Annotated in this window: 14 protein-coding genes; 6 read left to right on the plus strand and 8 right to left on the minus strand. The window is 73.1% G+C overall.

What is annotated here, in order from left to right; translation table 11 throughout:
• Nucleotides 1-146 precede the first annotated feature (146 nt).
• Together AB0G79_RS18410 and AB0G79_RS18415 are read right to left on the minus strand one after the other, a co-directional pair.
• Nucleotides 147-1,478: an MFS transporter gene (locus tag AB0G79_RS18410; protein ID WP_360807559.1), complete on the minus strand. Its 1,332-nt coding sequence runs from the start codon at nucleotides 1,476-1,478 to the stop codon at nucleotides 147-149.
• 141 nt (nucleotides 1,479-1,619) lie between these two features.
• Nucleotides 1,620-2,429: a hypothetical protein gene (locus tag AB0G79_RS18415; protein ID WP_360807561.1), complete on the minus strand. Its 810-nt coding sequence runs from the start codon at nucleotides 2,427-2,429 to the stop codon at nucleotides 1,620-1,622.
• 233 nt (nucleotides 2,430-2,662) lie between these two features.
• On the opposite strand from AB0G79_RS18415, the gene AB0G79_RS18420 reads away from it, so the two are divergent.
• Both AB0G79_RS18420 and AB0G79_RS18425 read left to right on the plus strand, forming a co-directional pair.
• A complete protein-coding gene (locus tag AB0G79_RS18420) occupies nucleotides 2,663-3,865 on the plus strand; it encodes an FAD-dependent oxidoreductase (protein ID WP_360807563.1) in 1,203 nt (400 codons plus the stop codon).
• 9 nt (nucleotides 3,866-3,874) lie between these two features.
• Nucleotides 3,875-4,831: a sigma-70 family RNA polymerase sigma factor gene (locus AB0G79_RS18425; RefSeq protein ID WP_360807565.1), complete on the plus strand. Its 957-nt coding sequence runs from the start codon at nucleotides 3,875-3,877 to the stop codon at nucleotides 4,829-4,831.
• Nucleotides 4,832-4,963: 132 nt separating this feature from the next.
• Here AB0G79_RS18425 and AB0G79_RS18430 read toward each other — a convergent pair whose 3' ends face one another.
• Nucleotides 4,964-6,022: a magnesium and cobalt transport protein CorA gene (locus tag AB0G79_RS18430; protein WP_360807777.1), complete on the minus strand. Its 1,059-nt coding sequence runs from the start codon at nucleotides 6,020-6,022 to the stop codon at nucleotides 4,964-4,966.
• A 250-nt stretch (nucleotides 6,023-6,272) separates the two neighbouring features.
• Between AB0G79_RS18430 and AB0G79_RS18435 the strand changes: the two genes are divergently transcribed.
• Complete coding sequence (locus tag AB0G79_RS18435) at nucleotides 6,273-7,406, plus strand: winged helix DNA-binding domain-containing protein (protein ID WP_360807567.1); 1,134 nt, start codon at nucleotides 6,273-6,275, stop codon at nucleotides 7,404-7,406.
• A gap of 348 nt (nucleotides 7,407-7,754) precedes the next feature.
• Here AB0G79_RS18435 and AB0G79_RS18440 read toward each other — a convergent pair whose 3' ends face one another.
• Nucleotides 7,755-8,570, minus strand: coding sequence for a helix-turn-helix transcriptional regulator (locus AB0G79_RS18440; RefSeq protein WP_360807569.1), 816 nt, complete (start codon nucleotides 8,568-8,570; stop codon nucleotides 7,755-7,757).
• 94 nt (nucleotides 8,571-8,664) lie between these two features.
• Between AB0G79_RS18440 and AB0G79_RS18445 the strand changes: the two genes are divergently transcribed.
• Nucleotides 8,665-10,377, plus strand: coding sequence for an AMP-binding protein (locus tag AB0G79_RS18445; protein WP_360807571.1), 1,713 nt, complete (start codon nucleotides 8,665-8,667; stop codon nucleotides 10,375-10,377).
• Nucleotides 10,374-12,005: an AMP-binding protein gene (locus AB0G79_RS18450; RefSeq protein ID WP_360807573.1), complete on the plus strand. Its 1,632-nt coding sequence runs from the start codon at nucleotides 10,374-10,376 to the stop codon at nucleotides 12,003-12,005. The genes AB0G79_RS18445 and AB0G79_RS18450 overlap by 4 nt, the downstream gene beginning before the upstream one ends.
• 60 nt (nucleotides 12,006-12,065) lie before the next feature.
• Here the strand turns inward: AB0G79_RS18450 and AB0G79_RS18455 are convergent, their stop codons facing one another.
• Nucleotides 12,066-12,614 (minus strand): GNAT family N-acetyltransferase, encoded by a 549-nt coding sequence (locus tag AB0G79_RS18455; protein ID WP_360807575.1) that lies wholly within the window; start codon nucleotides 12,612-12,614, stop codon nucleotides 12,066-12,068.
• Between the two features lie 97 nt (nucleotides 12,615-12,711).
• The gene (locus tag AB0G79_RS18460) at nucleotides 12,712-13,554 is read right to left on the minus strand and encodes an NAD(P)H-binding protein (RefSeq protein ID WP_360807577.1); all 843 of its coding nucleotides are present in this window, start codon (nucleotides 13,552-13,554) and stop codon (nucleotides 12,712-12,714) included.
• Nucleotides 13,555-13,818: 264 nt separating this feature from the next.
• Between AB0G79_RS18460 and AB0G79_RS18465 the strand changes: the two genes are divergently transcribed.
• A complete protein-coding gene (locus AB0G79_RS18465) occupies nucleotides 13,819-14,793 on the plus strand; it encodes a YafY family protein (RefSeq protein ID WP_360807579.1) in 975 nt (324 codons plus the stop codon).
• Here the strand turns inward: AB0G79_RS18465 and AB0G79_RS18470 are convergent.
• Nucleotides 14,790-15,566, minus strand: a complete 777-nt coding sequence (locus AB0G79_RS18470; protein ID WP_360807581.1) for a TIGR04222 domain-containing membrane protein — start codon at nucleotides 15,564-15,566, stop codon at nucleotides 14,790-14,792. The genes AB0G79_RS18465 and AB0G79_RS18470 overlap by 4 nt on opposite strands.
• Before the next feature lie 94 nt (nucleotides 15,567-15,660).
• Entirely contained in the window at nucleotides 15,661-16,029 is a 369-nt protein-coding gene (locus AB0G79_RS18475) for a hypothetical protein (RefSeq protein WP_360807583.1), read from the minus strand.
• Nucleotides 16,030-16,281 lie beyond the last annotated feature (252 nt).

Below are 16,281 nucleotides of genomic sequence, written 5' to 3' on the forward strand. Positions count from 1 at the left end.
CCATCACGCGTTCGCGACGACTGCCGACGACGCCACGAGGGCGCCCGGGTGATTCCGGCGGAGGCCCGGAACATCACCGCAATGCGCGCACGCGGAAGCGGCCCACGGGTCCGGGGACCCGCGGGCCGCTCGCACGTCGTGGTGCGTCAGGCCGCCAGGGTGGTCTCGGTGGTGGACGCCGGGGAGGCGGACAGGTCCTTCCGAACGGCGGAGGGGACACCCGTCCCCTCGGCCCCCTTGGTCCCCTCGACCCCCCTGGTCCCCTTCGGTCCCGTGGCCCCCTTCGGCCACAGCAGGAGCGAGGCGGTGGCCCCGATCGCCGCGAGTCCCGCGAGGACGGACCAGGCGACGGTGAGACCGGGGTCCGTGCCGAGCCATCCCGCGACCGGGTACGTGACCAGCCAGGCGAGGTGCGACAGGGAGAACTGGGCGGCGAAGGCCTCCGGGACCCGGTTCGCGGGGACGGCGCCCCGGATGACCTTGCCCGTCGGGGTGATGACCAGTGCCATCCCGACGCCGATCAGCCCCCACACGGCCGCGGTGCCGGTCCAGGAGGCGGCCCCGGAGGTGAGTCCGGCGGCGGCGAGGACGACGGCGCCCGCGGTGCCGCCGACGAGGACCCCGGCGCCGGTCGTCATGACCGTGCGGGCGGCGACCCGGTCGAGGACCCGGGGAAGCGCGAGGGCGGCGAGGAGGGTGCCGCCTCCGGACGCGGCGAGCATCCAGGCGACGTCGGACCGTGTGCCGCCGAGGGTGTCGCGCACGTGGTTGACGGTGTTGACGACGACGATCGAGCCGGCCGCCGCGACCACCAGGTTCAGGGCCATGACGCCCCGCAGCCGCGGGGTGGCGAGGAAGGTCCTGATCCCGGCCGCCGCCTTGTCCCAGGCCTTGGCGTGCACGCTGGGGCGGGCGTCGGGGACGCGGGTCGAGAGGACGAGCGCGGTGGAGAGGGCGAACCCCACCGAGGTCCCGAGGAACAGCAGGTCGAAGCCGACGAAGCTCAGGGCGACCGCCGCGAGGACGGGGCTGAGCAGGCTCTCCATGGTGGAGGCGACCTGCGAGGCGGACAGGGCCCGGCTGTAGGCGGCCTCGTCGGTGACGATGTCGGGGATGACGGCCTGGAACGTCGGCGTGAACGCGGCGGACGCGGACTGCAGGACGCCGATCAGCACGTACACCTGCCAGACCTCGGTGACGAGGGGCAGGGCCAGGACGACGAGCGCGCGGACGACGTCGAGGGAGGCGAGGAAGGCCCGGCGCGGCAGCCTGTCGACGTAGGCGGCGGCGAGCGGTGCGATGACGACGTACAGGACCATCTTGATGGTCAGGGCGGTACCGAGAACGGTGGCGGCGCGCGGCCCGGCGAGCTCGTAGGCGAGGAGGCCGAGCGCGACCGTGGTCAGTCCGGTGCCGAAGAGGGCGACGATCTGGGCGCTGAAGAGGCGGCGGTAGTCGCGGAGGGCGAAGAGTCGCATGGCGTGGTCCCTTCCGTGTCCATGCGGTGGGGCAGGGGGGGTCTCTACACATCGGCGGTGTCCTCCGGGGCGGGACAGCGGAGGGAGAGCGGGATCGAACCGGTTCGGCGAAGCACGGGATGCCTCCAGCGAGAACGAGACTCAGTGGTGTGCGTGGTGTGCGTGGTGTGCGTGGTGTGCGTGATGGGCGTGCGCATCCGCCTGCTCACGGGTGCGGACGGTGAATTCGGCGGTGCGCACGACGCCCCCGTGCCGGAAGTCGAGGAAGAGGCGGTAGACGCCACCGGTGGGGGCGACAGCCATGAAGGTGACGTCGGGCCCCGGCACGGCGGTGCCGTCACCGGGCGCGCCCTCGGGATGCACGTGGAGGTAGCCGAGGTCGCCGACGCGGAGCGCGACGAGGTGGCCGTAGGCGCCGAGGTAGGGCTGGAGGTCGGTGACGGGTTCGCCGTCGCGGCTGACGGTGAGCGTCAGACCGCTGGCGGCACCCGGCACGAGGGCGCCGCGAAGGGCGACGGTGTACGCGTCGACCTGGGCGACCGGGCTCTCGGCGGGAAGCTCCCGTGGCTCGTACGCCCCCGCGACCGCCGCGTCCACGCCGAGGGTGAGGCTCCTGCCGTGCCCGGTCGGGTGGATGTCGGCGAAGAACCGCCAGTCGCCGGGCGTCAGGTCCAGCTCGGCGGTCCAGGTGCCCTGCTCGTCCCGGACGGGGTGCACGTGCTGGAACCCGCTGGTGTCCCGCCGCACGGCGATGAAGTGCAGCTCCTTCTCGTGCTCGGCCTCGAACCGGGTCACGGCCCGCCCGTCGGGACCGACGATCCGGAAGGTCACCTTCTGCGCCCCCACCGGAAGCACGCTCGCGTCGAGCTCGAACGAGAACCCGTCCTCGCTGACCGCCAGCCCTCCGGGCCGCTCGCCGCCGTGGCTCCCATGGCCGATGTGGTTGTTCATGACGCTGCCTCCACGTCCTGCTCGGTCGTCCTTGATGTCCACGACCATATACCCCCTGGGGGTATGTGCGCCAGGGGGGCGCGCTGCGGAACGACGCGAAGGACCGCGACCCGGCGCCCCCCGGGGTGGCGCCCCCGACACCCTGTGACGCAGGTCACATCCGATTCCTGTCAGGGATCGGGGCGCTGTCCCGCTCAAGTCACCGAGAGCAAGCGAACCGACAGGAGCGTCACATGAAGCACCGCATCGTCGTCCTCGGCGCCGGTTACGCAGGGGCCTACGCGGCCGGGAACCTGGCCCGCCGGCTGTCCCCCGCGGACACCGAGATCACCGTGGTCAACGCCGAGCCCGACTTCGTCCAGCGGCTGCGGCTGCACCAGCTCGCGGCCGGCCAGGAGATCGAGGCTCCACGGCTCGCCGACGTCTTCTCCGGCACGGGGATACGGCTGCACCTGGCGCGTGTCACCGCCGTCGACCCCGAGCGCCAGGTCGTCACCGTGGCCGACACCGACGGCGGCGCCGACGAGCTCGGCTACGACACCCTGCTCTACGCGCTCGGCAGCCACGGTGACGACCGAGGTGTCCCCGGCGTGGCCGACCACGCCTTCGACGTCGCCGCCCGCCCCTCGGCGCTCCGGCTGCGCGAACGCCTGGACGGGCTGCGCGAAGGCGGGAACATACTGGTCGTCGGCGACGGGCTGACCGGCATCGAGACCGCCACCGAGATCGCCGAATCCCGGCCCGGCCTGTCGGTGACCCTGGTCGCCCGTGGAGAGCTGGGCGCCCAGCTGTCCTCCGGAGCCCGCGGCCACCTGCGCCAGGCCTGCGACCGGCTGGGCATCACCGTCCTGGAACACGCCGGCGTCGAAGCCGTCGAAGCGACCCGGGTCCTGTGCGCCGACGGCACCGCCCTGCCGTCCGACGCGACCGTGTGGACGGCCGGGTTCGCGGTCGCCCCCATCGCCGCCGCCGCCGGGCTGGACGTCACCGAGGACGGCCGGATCCTCGTCGACCACGCCATGCGCTCGCTCTCGCACCCCAACGTCTACGCCGCCGGCGACAGCGTCCACGCCATGGGAGCCAACGGCAAGCCGCTGCCCATGTCCTGCGCCTCGGCAGGCTTCACCGCCATGCAGGCCGTGAAGGCCATCATGGGAAGCCTGACCGGCAGCAGGATCGGACACGTCAAGCTGGCCTACCCGGGCAACCACATCAGCCTCGGCCGGCAGGACGGGATCCTTCAGCTGGTCGACCACGAAGCGCAGCCGAAGCCGAAGTACACGGGCGGCCGGAAGGCCGCACGGATCAAGGCGGGCATCCTCAGGATGTCGCAGTGGACCACCTTGCACCCGACCTTCTGCCTGCCCAGGCGGCAGCGCCCCCTGGCTGCCGCGCCGAACGCCCCCCACCGACAGGGCGGTCGAGTAGCCGCCTAGGCTGGCCAGGTGGACAGCACCGCTACCGATCGCTTCGACACCAGCCGGTTCGAGGCCAGCCGGAATCGGCTGGCCTCACTGGCCTACCGCCTGCTGGGCTCCGCCGTCGACGCCCAAGACGCCGTGCAGGACGCGTACTTGCACTGGCAGGCCGCCGACCGGCAGCAGATCGAGGTGCCCGAAGCCTGGCTGACCAAGGTCGTCACCAACCTGTGCCTCGACCGGCTCCGCTCGGCACAGGCCCGCCGCGAACGCTCCGCCGGCGCCTGGTTCCCCGAACTGCTCCTCGAGGGCGACCCGATGCTCGGCCCGGCCGACACCTTCGAGCAGCGCGAATCGGTCTCCCTGGCCGTGCTGACCGTCATGGAGCGCCTGTCGCCCGTCGAGCGGGCCGTCTACATCCTGCGCGAAGCGTTCTCCTACGGCCACGCCGAGATCGCCGAGATCCTCGACATCACCGAGTCGGCAAGCCAGCAGCACCTCCACCGCGCCCGGACCCGTGTCACCGCAACGCGCCGCCGGGGCGGCCGCGAAGTCGATCCGGCGGCCGCCCGCAGGATCGTCGAGGAATTCCTGACCGCCGCCACCTCGGGGCGCACCGAACGGCTGGTGGCGCTGCTCACCGACGACGTGATCGCCCTCTCCGACGGCAACGGCCTGGCCAAGAAGCTGCTGCGCTACGACAATCCGCGGCGGGTCGCCACCGTCATGCGGGGCGGCTTCACGTCCACGCCCGCGAAGCAGCGGCTCGCCGGCGGCGCGCTCGCCCTCCACTACGCGGTCGTCAACGGTGCCCCGGCCGTCCTCTTCGTCCTCGGCGAGCAGGTCGTGGGCGCGGTGACGTTCGAGGTCACCGAGGACGGGATCGCCGTCGTACGCGGCATCGCCGCCCCCGCCCGCCTCCTGCGACTCGCCGAAGCCTGGCGGCAGCACGGACCGGACACGCCCCTCATCACCGAGTGGTGACCCGGCACCGACCGCGGCCAGGCGCAGCCCCCACGGACGCTCCGGAGCCGTGGAAGTTCCCCTCCAGGCTGATGCTGTCCAGGGCGGTTCCGACGCCGTGATCACACCGTTTCACCGGGGCAGCCCGGCCGGCTACAGCCAGTCCTTCCGCTTGAAGATGACGTACAGGCTCGTGCAGACCGCTGCCATCAGGACGATCGCGAAGGGATACCCCGCCGACCAGTGCAGCTCCGGCATGGTGTCGAAGTTCATGCCGTAGATCGTTCCGACCAGCGTGGGGGCGAACAGGATGGCGGCCCACGACGAGATCTTCTTGATCTCCTCGTTCTGTTCGAAGCCGGCCTCCGCCAGTGCGCGCATCTCGGCGTTCTGTTGTTGGGTGACGAGGGTGGCGTTGACCGTGAGGATGTCGGTGAGGGCCTGGCGGAAGCCGTCCACGCGTTCGCTGGTGTGGGTGACGTGGTCGGCCACGTCGCGGAGGTAGCGCTGGAGTTCCTCGTCCGTGCCGTACTTGGTGAAGCCGGCCATCAGGCCGTGGAGCATGCCGACCAGGGGCCGGGTGGCGCGTTGGAACTCGACCATTTCGCGGGAGAGTTCGTAGATGCGGCGGGAGACCGCCGGGTCGCCGCCGAAGACCTCCGTCTCGATCTCGTCGATGTCGTTCTGGACGCCCGCGACGACCGGGGCGTAGCCGTCGACCACCGCGTCGAGGATCGCGTAGAGGACTGCTTCCGGGCCGAGGGCGAGGAGGTCGGGGTTCTCCTCCATGCGGCGGCGGACCGAGGACAGGTCCGGTGCGGCGCCGTGGTGGACCGTGATGAGGAAGTCCGGGCCGACGAAGAGGTGGAGTTCGCCGAAGTCGACCTCCTCCTGCGCGTCCAGGTAGCGGGCCGCGCGCAGGACCACGAAGAGCGTGTCGCCGTACCGTTCCAGCTTCGGGCGCTGGTGGGCTTCGAGCGCGTCCTCCACCGCCAGTTCGTGCAGGTCGAACTCGGCGGCCAGGGAGTGGAGTTCCGCCTCCGTCGGGCGGTGCAGGCCGATCCAGGCCATGCCCTCGGGGTGCTCTCGCAGCCGGCGGAACGTGTCCGCGAGCGTGGCGGGGGACGCCACCCGTCTGCCCTCTCGGTACAGGCTCGCCTGGACGACGCTGGGCCGCTCGGTGGCGGGCGGTGGGGTGTCGGGGTCGGGCAGCGGCGGCTCCGCGTGGCGGCGCCAGGCCGCTCGGGGGCGGCGGTCGGAGCGGTCCGGGCGGTCCGGCACGTGTCTCGGCCTCCTCTGCGTTCGCCCGTGGCGATCCGGGTGGTGATCCGGGTGGTGACTCGGGTGGTGATCCGGGTGGTGATCCGGGTGGTGATTTGGGTGCGTTTGGGAAGGATATACGCGGCGTGCCCGAGGTCGAATGGACGCGCGGCTTCCGTACCCTCCGTCGTAGCGTCTCCCCATGGTCACCACGGCGAATCCCCCGACCCTCAGCCCCCGCGCCCTCAACCGCGCCACCCTCGACCGTCAGCTCCTCCTGCGCCGGGCGCCCCTCGCCGCCGAGGACGCCGTCGCCCATCTCCTCGGGCTCCAGGCGCAGAACACCAAGCCCCCGTACTACGCCCTCGCCGCCCGCCTCGACGGCTTCCGGCCCGAGGAGTTGTCCGGGCTGATGGAGTCCCGGGCCGTCGCCCGCATCGTGACCATGCGGTCGACCGTCCACACCCACACCGCCCGCGACGCCGTCGCGCTGCGCCGACTCGTCCAGCCCGGCGCCATCGACCGCGAGCTCGCGATCTTCGTCTCCCGCGGCGGCCTCGACGGCGTCGACCTCGACCGGCTCGCCGCCGTCTCCCGCGCCCTCGTCGAGGAGAAGCCCCGTACGCCCAAGCAGCTCCGCGAGGAACTCCTCGAGGAATGGCCTGACGCCGACCCCCAGTCCCTCTCCCTCGCCGCCCGCTGCCTGCTCCCGCTCGTCCAGGTCACCCCGCGCGGGCTGTGGGGGCGGGGCGGGCAGGTGGCGCTCACCACCGTCGACGCCTGGTTCGACGGGCCCGCCCCGGAGGCCGCCGACCTCGACGCGACCGTCCTCCGCTACCTCGGCGCCTTCGGGCCCGCCTCCGTCAAGGACATGCAGACCTGGTGCGGCCTCACCGGTCTCGCCCCGGCCTTCGAGCGGCTCCGGCCCCGGCTGCTCGTCTTCCGCGGCGAGCGCGGCACCGAGCTCTTCGACCTGCCCGACGCGCCCCGTCCCGACGAGGACACCCCCGCCCCGGCGCGGCTCCTCCCGGAGTTCGACAACCTCCTGCTCTCGCACGCCGACCGCACCCGTGTCGTCCCCGCCGAACACCGCTCCCGCACCTGGAGCGGCAACCAGGCCCGCCGGGTCTTCCTCCTCGACGGGTTCCTCGCCGGGCTCTGGTTCCTCGACGAGGCGAAGGACCGCACCACCCTCACCCTCGAACCCTTCGCCCGCCTCACCCGGGCCCAGCGCGCCGAGCTCACCGCCGAGGCGGAACGGACCCTGCGCGTCACGGTGCCGGCGGGTGTTCCGTACGACGTCGTCCACCGTGAACCCGGCGTGACCGGGTCCTGAGGGCGAGCAGAAGCGTTCCGGTCGTGAGCAGGGGGCTGTTCCGATGAGGGCGGGGTCGTCGCGGGCGGGTTCGACACGGGTACGGGCGCCCACGGGCCGGTCGCCGTCGCGCTGAGCGCCCGCTCGGCGGTGTGGGAGTCCAGGAGGCCCTGGCAGTCGGGCCGTTCGGTCGCGGTGACGAGGAAGCGCGGCGTGGGCACCGGGTCCGCGGACTCGACCGTCACGGTGAGCGGGCCCGGGGCGGAGAACACCTGATGAGCGGAACATCGGCTCGCGGGGAGGGGTGCGGGGGTGCGTGGCGCTTGTGGGCGTGGGGGGCGTGTCAGGGCGCCCGGCGGCACGCGCTGTTCAGGGCAGCGCCCCCGCCCTCCGCGCCGCCACCACCGCCTCCAGGCGCGTGTGCGCGCCCAGCTTGCGCATGGCCGAGCGCAGGTAGCCCTTCACCGTCTCCGGGCGCAGCCCCAGGCGCTCCGCCGCCGTGGCGTTCGTCGCGCCCGAGGCGACCGCCGCGAGGACGTCCGTCTCGCGCGGGGTGAGGAGGACGCCCGGGACGGAAGGGACCGTGCCGGAGGCGGATTCCAGGCGGCCGCAGACCGCCAGGAGGCGGTCGCGGACCGCCGGGTCGAGGACCTGCGGGGCCAGTTCGCGCAGCTCCCCGTACGCCTGGCGGACCTCTTCCCAGGACGGCCCGCCGGCCGGCGCCGACGTCGCGTGGCGCACCTCGTCCCGTACCGCCAGCGCCTGTTCGACGTCGCGGGCGGCCGCCACCGCCGCGTCGAAGACCCGCTCGCCGATCGGCAGCGACTCGCGCAGCGCGCCGTACAGCACCCCGCGCACCTTGCGCCGTACGACCACGGGGACCGCGATCACCGAGCGCAGGCCCTCCGCCGAGACCGGCAGGTCGTACTCGTGGGTGATGTGCCGCGCCGACGCGTAGTCCGTCACCGCGCACGGCCGCGACAGCGCGAGGCACTTCCCGCCGAGTCCGGAGCCCGGCGAGACCGTCAGGCCGTGCAGCGCTGGCGTCACCGCCCCGCTCATCTCGGCGATCCGCACCGACAGCCCCTCCTGGAGCAGGCCGCCGAAGACCACGGGCAGCCCGGTGGCGCGGCGGAGCCGCAGCAGCGCCGCGCGCAATTCCACCGAATCCGTCTGGTCGGACACGGAACCACTCCTTCACCCCCGAATGGGGGTAGTGAGACCTGGGTCACCGATTACACGATGTCGGGGACCGGTCCCGCAACGAGGAGAACGACACATGACGGCAGCGAGCGTGCCCCATCCGACCAGCCCGACCGGCCCGACGGGCGCCACCGAGGACTTCCGGGACGCCCGGGACTTCCTGCTCCGGCACCGCGAGGACTACGAGACGGCGTACGAGGGCTTCGTCTGGCCCCGCTTCGACCGCTTCAACTGGGCGCTCGAATGGTTCGACGTCATCGCCGCCGGCAACGACAGGACCGCGCTGCACATCGTCGAGGAGGACGGTTCCGAGGCGAAGGTCAGCTTCGCCGAGATGTCCGCCCGCTCCAACCGCGTCGCCAACTGGCTGCGCGGCCAGGGCGTCCGCGCGGGCGACCGGATCGTCGTCATGCTCGGCAACCAGGTCGAGCTGTGGGAGACCATGCTCGCCGCGATGAAGCTGCGCGCCGTCGTCATCCCCGCCACCCCGCTCCTCGGCCCCGCCGACCTCCGCGACCGCGTCGAGCGCGGCCGCGCCCGCCACGTGATCGTGAGGGCCGAGGACATCGCCAAGTTCGACGAGGTCCCCGGCGACTACACCCGCATCGCGATCGGCGGCGACGGGGTGAGCTGGCTCGGGTACGAGCACGCGGCCCGCGAGTCCGACGCGTTCACGCCCGACGGCGTGACCTTCGCCGAGGACACGCTGATGCTCTACTTCACCTCCGGCACCACCGCCCGCCCCAAGCTCGTCGAGCACACCCACACCTCGTACCCCGTCGGTCACCTCGCGACGATGTACTGGATCGGGCTCAAGCCCGGCGACGTGCACCTCAACATCTCCTCGCCCGGCTGGGCCAAGCACGCCTGGTCGAACCTGTTCGCGCCGTGGAACGCCGAGGCGACCGTCTTCATCCACAACTACACGCGCTTCGACCCGGCCCGCCTCATGAGCGAGATGGACAAGCACGGCGTCACCAGCTTCTGCGCCCCGCCGACCGTGTGGCGGATGCTGATCCAGGCCGACCTCGGCCAGCTGACCACCCCGCCGCGCGAGGTCGTCGCAGCGGGCGAGCCCCTCAACCCCGAGGTCATCGACTCCGTCCGGCGCGCCTGGGGCGTCACCATCCGGGACGGCTTCGGCCAGACCGAGACCGCCGTCCAGGTCTCCAACAGCCCCGGCCAGCCGCTCAAGGAGGGCTCCATGGGCCGTCCGAGCCCCGGCTACCGGGTCACGCTCGTCGACCCGGTGAGCGGCCGTCCGGGCGTGGACGAGGGCGAGATCTGCCTCGACCTCTCCGCCCACCCGGTGGGCCTCATGACCGGCTACCACGGCGACCCGGAGCGTACGGCCGAGGCGATGGCGGGCGGCTACTACCGCACCGGGGACATCGGTGCCCGGGACGAGAGCGGCTACATCACCTACGTCGGCCGCTCCGACGACGTCTTCAAGGCCTCCGACTACAAGATCAGCCCCTTCGAGCTGGAGAGCGCGCTCCTGGAGCACGAGGCCGTCGCCGAGGCCGCCGTCGTCCCCGCCCCCGACCCGCTGCGGCTCGCGGTCCCGAAGGCGTACGTCGTCCTCGCGGCCGGCTGGGAGCCCGGCGAGGAGACCGCCCGCGCCCTCTTCGCGCACTCGCGCGCGGTCCTCGCCCCGTACAAGCGGATCCGCCGCATCGAGTTCGCCGAGCTGCCCAAGACCGTCTCCGGAAAGATCCGGCGCGTCGAGCTGCGCCGCCTCACCGCCGAGGGCGGCGGAACCGAGTACGCCGAAGGGGACCTCTCGTGAACCTCGCGTACGCGCACGGCGTCTCCGACACGCCCCTCCTCGGCGACACCGTCGGGGCCAACCTCGACCGGGCCGTCGCCACCTGGCCCGACCGCGAGGCCCTCGTCGACGTCCCGACGGGACGCCGCTGGACCTACGCGCAATTCGGCTCCGACGTCGAGCGGTTGGCGGACGCGCTGCTCGGCAGCGGCGTCCGCAAGGGCGACCGCGTCGGGATCTGGGCCGTCAACTGTGCCGAGTGGGTCCTCGTGCAGTACGCCACCGCCCGCATCGGCGCGGTCATGGTCACCATCAACCCCGCCTACCGGGCCAGCGAGTTGGCGTACGTGCTCCACCAGGCGGGGATCTCCCTCCTCTTCGCCTCCCTGCGCCACAAGGGGAGCGACTACCGCGCGATGGTCGACGAAGTGCGGGGAGAGTGCGAGGACTTGAGGGAGGTCGTCTACTTCGGGGACCCCAGCTGGGACGCGCTCCTCGCCCGTACGGCCGGGGGAGCGCGCCCCGAGCCGCTCTCCTGCGACGAGCCGGTCAACATCCAGTACACCTCGGGCACGACCGGCTTCCCGAAGGGAGCCACGCTCTCCCACCACAACATCCTCAACAACGGTTACTTCGTCGGGGAGATGATCGCCTACACGGAGCGGGACCGGATCTGCGCGCCGGTCCCGTTCTACCACTGCTTCGGCATGGTGATGGCCAACCTGGCGGCCACGTCCCACGGCGCCTGCCTGGTCATCCCCGCCCCCTCCTTCGACCCGGCGGCCACCCTCAGGGCCGTACAGGAGGAGCGCTGCACCTCGCTCTACGGGGTGCCGACGATGTTCATCGCCGAACTCGGCCTCCCCGACTTCGCGTCGTACGACCTCTCCTCGCTCCGCACCGGGATCATGGCGGGCTCGCCGTGCCCGGTGGAGGTGATGAAGCGGGTCGTCGCCGAGATGAACATGGCCGAGGTGTCGATCTGTTACGGCATGACGGAGACCTCGCCCGTCTCCACCCAGACCCGCCGCGACGACGACCTGGAACGGCGCACGGGAACGGTCGGCCGGGTCATGCCGCACGTCGAGGTCAAGGTCGTCGACCCGGCGACCGGCATCACCCTCCCGCGCGGCGAGGCCGGCGAGCTCCGCACGCGCGGCTACGGCGTGATGCTCGGCTACTGGGACGAACCGGAGAAGACCGCCGACGTCATCGACGCGGGCCGGTGGATGCACACGGGCGACCTCGCGGTGATGCGGGAGGACGGGTACGTCCAGATCGTCGGCCGGATCAAGGACATGATCATCCGGGGTGGCGAGAACATCTCCCCGCGCGAGATCGAGGAGTTCCTCTACGGGCACGCCAAGATCGCCGACGTCCAGGTCGTCGGCGTCCCCGACGCGCGCTACGGCGAGGAGATCCTGGCCTGCGTCGTCCCCCGCGACCCCGCCGACCCACCGACCCTGGAGGAGGTCACGGCCTTCTGCCGCGACCGCCTCGCGCACTACAAGATCCCGCGCCGCGTGGAGGTCCTGGACGAGTTCCCCATGACGGTCAGCGGCAAGGTGCGGAAGGTCGAACTGCGGCAGCGGTTCGGAGGCGGGGCCGGGCAGGGCCTGTCCGGCGGATCAGGGTCGGACAGGTCGTAGGGGGTGTCCTGCCGATGGGGTGTCTTGTCGGTCATGCCGGGCTGATCGGCAGGACACCCTCTAGACGGCGCCGGGCGCTGGCACCTCCGTGCGCACCCGGACCTCCCGGCGCATGCAGATCCGCGGCCAGGCCGACAGGCCGTGGGCGGCCTCCGCGCGGCTGATCGCGCGCAGGCCGTCGGTCAGCGCCGGGTCGGAGTCGTCGAGCGCGCGGAAGCCGAGCCGCGCGTAGTACGGGGCGTTCCACGGGACCTCGCTGAAGGTCGTCAGGGTCAGGGCCGCGAGGCCCTGCTCCCTGGCGGCCGCCTCCAGGTGCTCGATCAGCGCCCGGCCCACGCCCCGCCGGGCGGCGTCGGGGTGCACCGACACCTGCTCGATGTGGGCGGCGCCGTCGACGGTGTCGGAGAGCAGATAGGCGACGGGCCGGTCGTCCGCGTCCACCGCGACCCAGGCCCGCCCCTCGCGTCGGTACGCCTCCAGGACGTCCAGGGGCAGTGGGTCGTCGTCCGCGACAGCCCCCATCCCGAGAGAACGGAACGGTTCGCCCGCCGCCCGTTCGATGTCCTGGAGCAGCGGGAGTTCGGCCGGAGCGGCCGCTCTGATGCGCATACGACAGTATGGCCCGACCCCGTCGGCCACCGGAATGCGGTCGCCGCCGGGGTCGGCCTCAGCCACAGGGGGGGACCTCAGCCGCCGGGCCCGGCCGTCAGCCGCCGAAGTCGGCCCGGTGATCCGCGGCCCACCGGGCGTACGTCCGCGCGGGGTGGCCGGTGATCTGCTCGACGACGTCGTTGACCGGCGCGGGCTTGCCGACCGCCTGGGCCATGAGCGCGAACAGCGCGGCCAGGAACTCGGCGTCCATGAACTGGCTCATCTGCTCGAGGACGGGCGCCGGGTCGAGGTCCTCGACCGTGAGCGGGCGCCCCAGCGCCTCACCGAGGACGCGGACCTGCTGCGCCTGGGTCAGCGACTCCGGACCGGTCAGGTCGTAGGCCAGCCCCGCGTGCCCGCCGTCGATCAGGATCCGCGCGGCGACCTCGGCGACGTCCCGCTCGTGCACGGCGCTGAAGGCCGCCTCGGTGTACGGCGCGCGAATGACGTCACCGCCCTGGAGCTGCATCGCGAACGTCAGCGAGTTGACGGCGGGGAAGAGCAGTCGCAGGAACGTCCACTCGATTCCGGTCGCCTCGACGGCCCGCTCGACGTCGCGGTGGTACTGGGCGATCACGTCGGGCTGCCGGTCGGCGCCCGGCACGACCGCGCCCGAGGACAGGAACACCAGGCGCCGTACCCCGGCCCGGCTCGCGGCCGCCAGCAGCGGGGCGACGTCCATCCCGTACTGCACGACCAGGAAGACGGCCTCGACGCCGGCCAGCGCCGCCGGCAGCGTCTCGGGCCTGGTCAGATCGGCCTGGACGACGTCGACGCCCTCCGGAAGCGCGGCCCGCTCCGGGGTGCGGGTCAGCGCCCGCACCGGGGCACCCGCGGCGACCAACTCCTCCACCGCCTGACGTCCGAAGTGAGCCGTGGCACCGATGACGAGGTACATGGGAATTCCTTCCGTGCGCGTGCGCGCAGGGGGACTGAGGACTGAGGACTGAGGGTTCGAGAGGTCCTGAACGGGCCTGAGCGGGCCCGATGGGGAGTCAGCGGGCCGCCGCGGCGGCCGTGGTGGTCAGCCAGCCGACCGGTCGTCGAGGTCGGACTGCGGTGCGTCGACCCGGAACGGGGCGGTCGTGTCGTTCGTCATGGTCGTCAGCGTAGGATTCCTTTAGGCAAGAGACGTTCCTAATAGGTCGGCAGACTCCGAAGAATGTTGGAAACCTCGGCGCGACTCCTGCGCCTGCTCTCACTCCTCCAGACGCCTCGCGACTGGACCGGCACCGAGCTGGCCGAACGGCTGGCGGTCAGCACCCGCACCGTCCGCAACGACGTGGACCGCCTGCGCAACCTCGGCTATCCGGTGCACGGCACCCGCGGCGCGGTGGGCGGCTACCGGCTCGGAGCCGGAGCCGCGCTGCCACCCCTGCTCCTCGACGACGAGGAGGCGGTCGCGGTGGCGATCGGGCTCAGGACCGCCGCCGGGGGCACCGTCACCGGGGTCGAGGAGACCTCGCTGCGGGCACTGGCCAAGCTGGAACAGGTGCTGCCGGCCCGCCTCCGGCACCGGGTCGACGCCCTCAGGCGGTACGCCGAGGCGGTGCCGCGCGACGACCCGGGCCCGCGGGTGGACGCCGACACGCTGAGCGCCCTCGCCGCCGCCTGCCGGGACCACGAGCGCCTGCGCTTCGACTACCGGAGCCACGACGGCTCCGAGAGCCGACGCGAGGTCGAACCGTACCGGCTGGTCACCTGGGGACGCCGGTGGTACCTCGTCGGGTTCGACGTCGAGCGGAACGGCTGGCGGACGTTCCGGGTGGACCGCCTTCACCCGCGCACACCGGCAGGCCCCAGGTTCGTCCCCCGCGACCTCCCGGAGGAAGCCGTCGACCAGGTGCGCCGGGGCGTGTCGTCGGCCGCCTGGCGGTACCGCGCCCGAGTCGTCGTCCACACGCCCGCCGAACGGCTCGCCGAACGGATCAACCCCGCCATCGGCACCGTCACGGCGGTCGACGACACCCACTGCCTGCTGGACACCGGCGCGGACAGCGTCGAGGCGCTCGCCGTCCATCTCGGCCTGCTCGGCGCCGACTTCACGGTGACCGAACCCCCGGAACTCGTCGAACTCGTCCGTGCCCTCGGTGACCGCTACCGGCGCGCCACCGAGCCACCGCCGACGGAACGTTAGGACGGCCGGCCGCCGGTGGGGCGCTCCGGGCGGTCGAGGAGGCCGCCGTCACGGGCGAAGCGCGGGAGGAAGAGGGCGAGGGCGGGGTCTCCGTACAGCGCCACGTAGAGCTGGACCAGGCGCCCGTCCGTCACCTCGCGGCGGTGGACGGGCAGGGGGTGGCGCTCCCTCAGGGCGGCCAGCAGGCGGTGGGCGGCGGGCGTCGACGGCGGCAGGCGCAGCAGGAGCGCCGCCGCGGCGACCGGTACGAGGGCGATGCCGAGCGCCAGGGGTACGGGGACGGGGCCGCCCCGCTCGCCCGGCCACGGCACGACGAGGCCCGCCCCGACCGTCAGGGGCACGCAGGCGAGCAGCGCACGTGCCGCGCGCAGCCGGCCGGGCGGTCTCAGGAGACCCGCCCGGCCGAGCTCGTGGTGCAGCGCGTCCACGGCCCGCCGTGCCTCCGGGCGCTGGGCGAGCCTCCGCAGCTCCAGGGCCCGGTGCAGCGCCCGGTGCACCCCGAGCTGCACGGGGTCGCGGGTCCGGCCCGGACCGCCGTTGGCCCGAATCGTACGTTTGCGGCCCGCCGCCACCGCCCCGCGCTGGTGGAGCGCGACGAGCGCGACCGTCACGGCGGCCCGCCGTCCTCCCCGCAGCAGCGCGAGCGCCTGCGGCGGCGGCTCGTCATCCGCCGGCCACGACCCGTCCTCCCGGCTGCGCGTTCGCAACAGCCAGGCGGCGACCACCAGTTCGCCGCAGGCCACCCCGATGAACCACCACATCCCCGTCGGCATGACGCCACCCCCCCCGGAGTGTTCTGCCCGGCGGACCGTGATCGTCACCCTCGCGTGGCCGGATCCCGTGGGGGAAGCGGTGCGCGCCCCGGTGTCACGGGCTTCCCGCCGCGAGGTCCTCCGCCGGAGGGTTGACCGGCTGCGGCGTACCCGACAGGTCGAGGACGAAGAGCGGGAGCCCGATCTCGGTCGCCCGCCGCCGGGCCTCCGGGGTGTAGCCCGCCAGCGAGAAGAAGACCCCGACGCTCGCCACGGGCGCGCTCAGACCGGTGAGCCACAGGCACTCCACGGGGCGGACGCCGGTCGGGCGGGCGCCCGGGTCCACCTCGGCGACCAGCCCCGGCGCCCGCAGGTCCATGCCGGACGCGGGGCGTTCCTCGGGCTGGACTACGTCCCGGAACCCGAGCCAGCCGAGGTAGGCCGCCGCCGCCGTGACGGCGTCCTGCGCCGTCTTGACGGCCACCGGCCGGAAGGCGCCGCGCGTCGGTGACGGGCGCGGGCCGGCGGGCGACGGCCCGGGTCCGCGCGCCGGGTGCCGTTCGGCGAAGGGGAGGAGGGCGGGGGAGGCGGGTGCGGCGTCCGGACCGGGATCTGAGCCCGTGCCGGCGCCTCCGCCTGTACCCGTACCCGTACCCGTACCCGTACCCGAGCCTCCGCCTGCACCCGTACCCGAGCCTCCGCCTGTACCCGTATCCGTACCCGTACTCCCGTCCGG

This window comes from Streptomyces sp. NPDC020807 (assembly GCF_040641575.1).
In the GTDB taxonomy this organism is placed as follows: Bacteria; Actinomycetota; Actinomycetes; order Streptomycetales; family Streptomycetaceae; genus Streptomyces.

What these genes read in the sequence shown, in the direction of transcription:
- AB0G79_RS18410 (WP_360807559.1), bottom strand. Translation starts at nt 1,478, where the DNA reads ATGCGACTCTTCGCCCTCCGCGACTACCGCCGCCTCTTCAGCGCCCAG.
- AB0G79_RS18415 (WP_360807561.1), bottom strand. Translation starts at nt 2,429, where the DNA reads ATGAACAACCACATCGGCCATGGGAGCCACGGCGGCGAGCGGCCCGGA.
- AB0G79_RS18420 (WP_360807563.1), top strand. Translation starts at nt 2,663, where the DNA reads ATGAAGCACCGCATCGTCGTCCTCGGCGCCGGTTACGCAGGGGCCTAC.
- AB0G79_RS18435 (WP_360807567.1), top strand. Translation starts at nt 6,273, where the DNA reads ATGGTCACCACGGCGAATCCCCCGACCCTCAGCCCCCGCGCCCTCAAC.
- AB0G79_RS18445 (WP_360807571.1), top strand. Translation starts at nt 8,665, where the DNA reads ATGACGGCAGCGAGCGTGCCCCATCCGACCAGCCCGACCGGCCCGACG.
- AB0G79_RS18455 (WP_360807575.1), bottom strand. Translation starts at nt 12,614, where the DNA reads ATGCGCATCAGAGCGGCCGCTCCGGCCGAACTCCCGCTGCTCCAGGAC.
- AB0G79_RS18460 (WP_360807577.1), bottom strand. Translation starts at nt 13,554, where the DNA reads ATGTACCTCGTCATCGGTGCCACGGCTCACTTCGGACGTCAGGCGGTG.
- AB0G79_RS18465 (WP_360807579.1), top strand. Translation starts at nt 13,819, where the DNA reads ATGTTGGAAACCTCGGCGCGACTCCTGCGCCTGCTCTCACTCCTCCAG.
- AB0G79_RS18470 (WP_360807581.1), bottom strand. Translation starts at nt 15,566, where the DNA reads ATGCCGACGGGGATGTGGTGGTTCATCGGGGTGGCCTGCGGCGAACTG.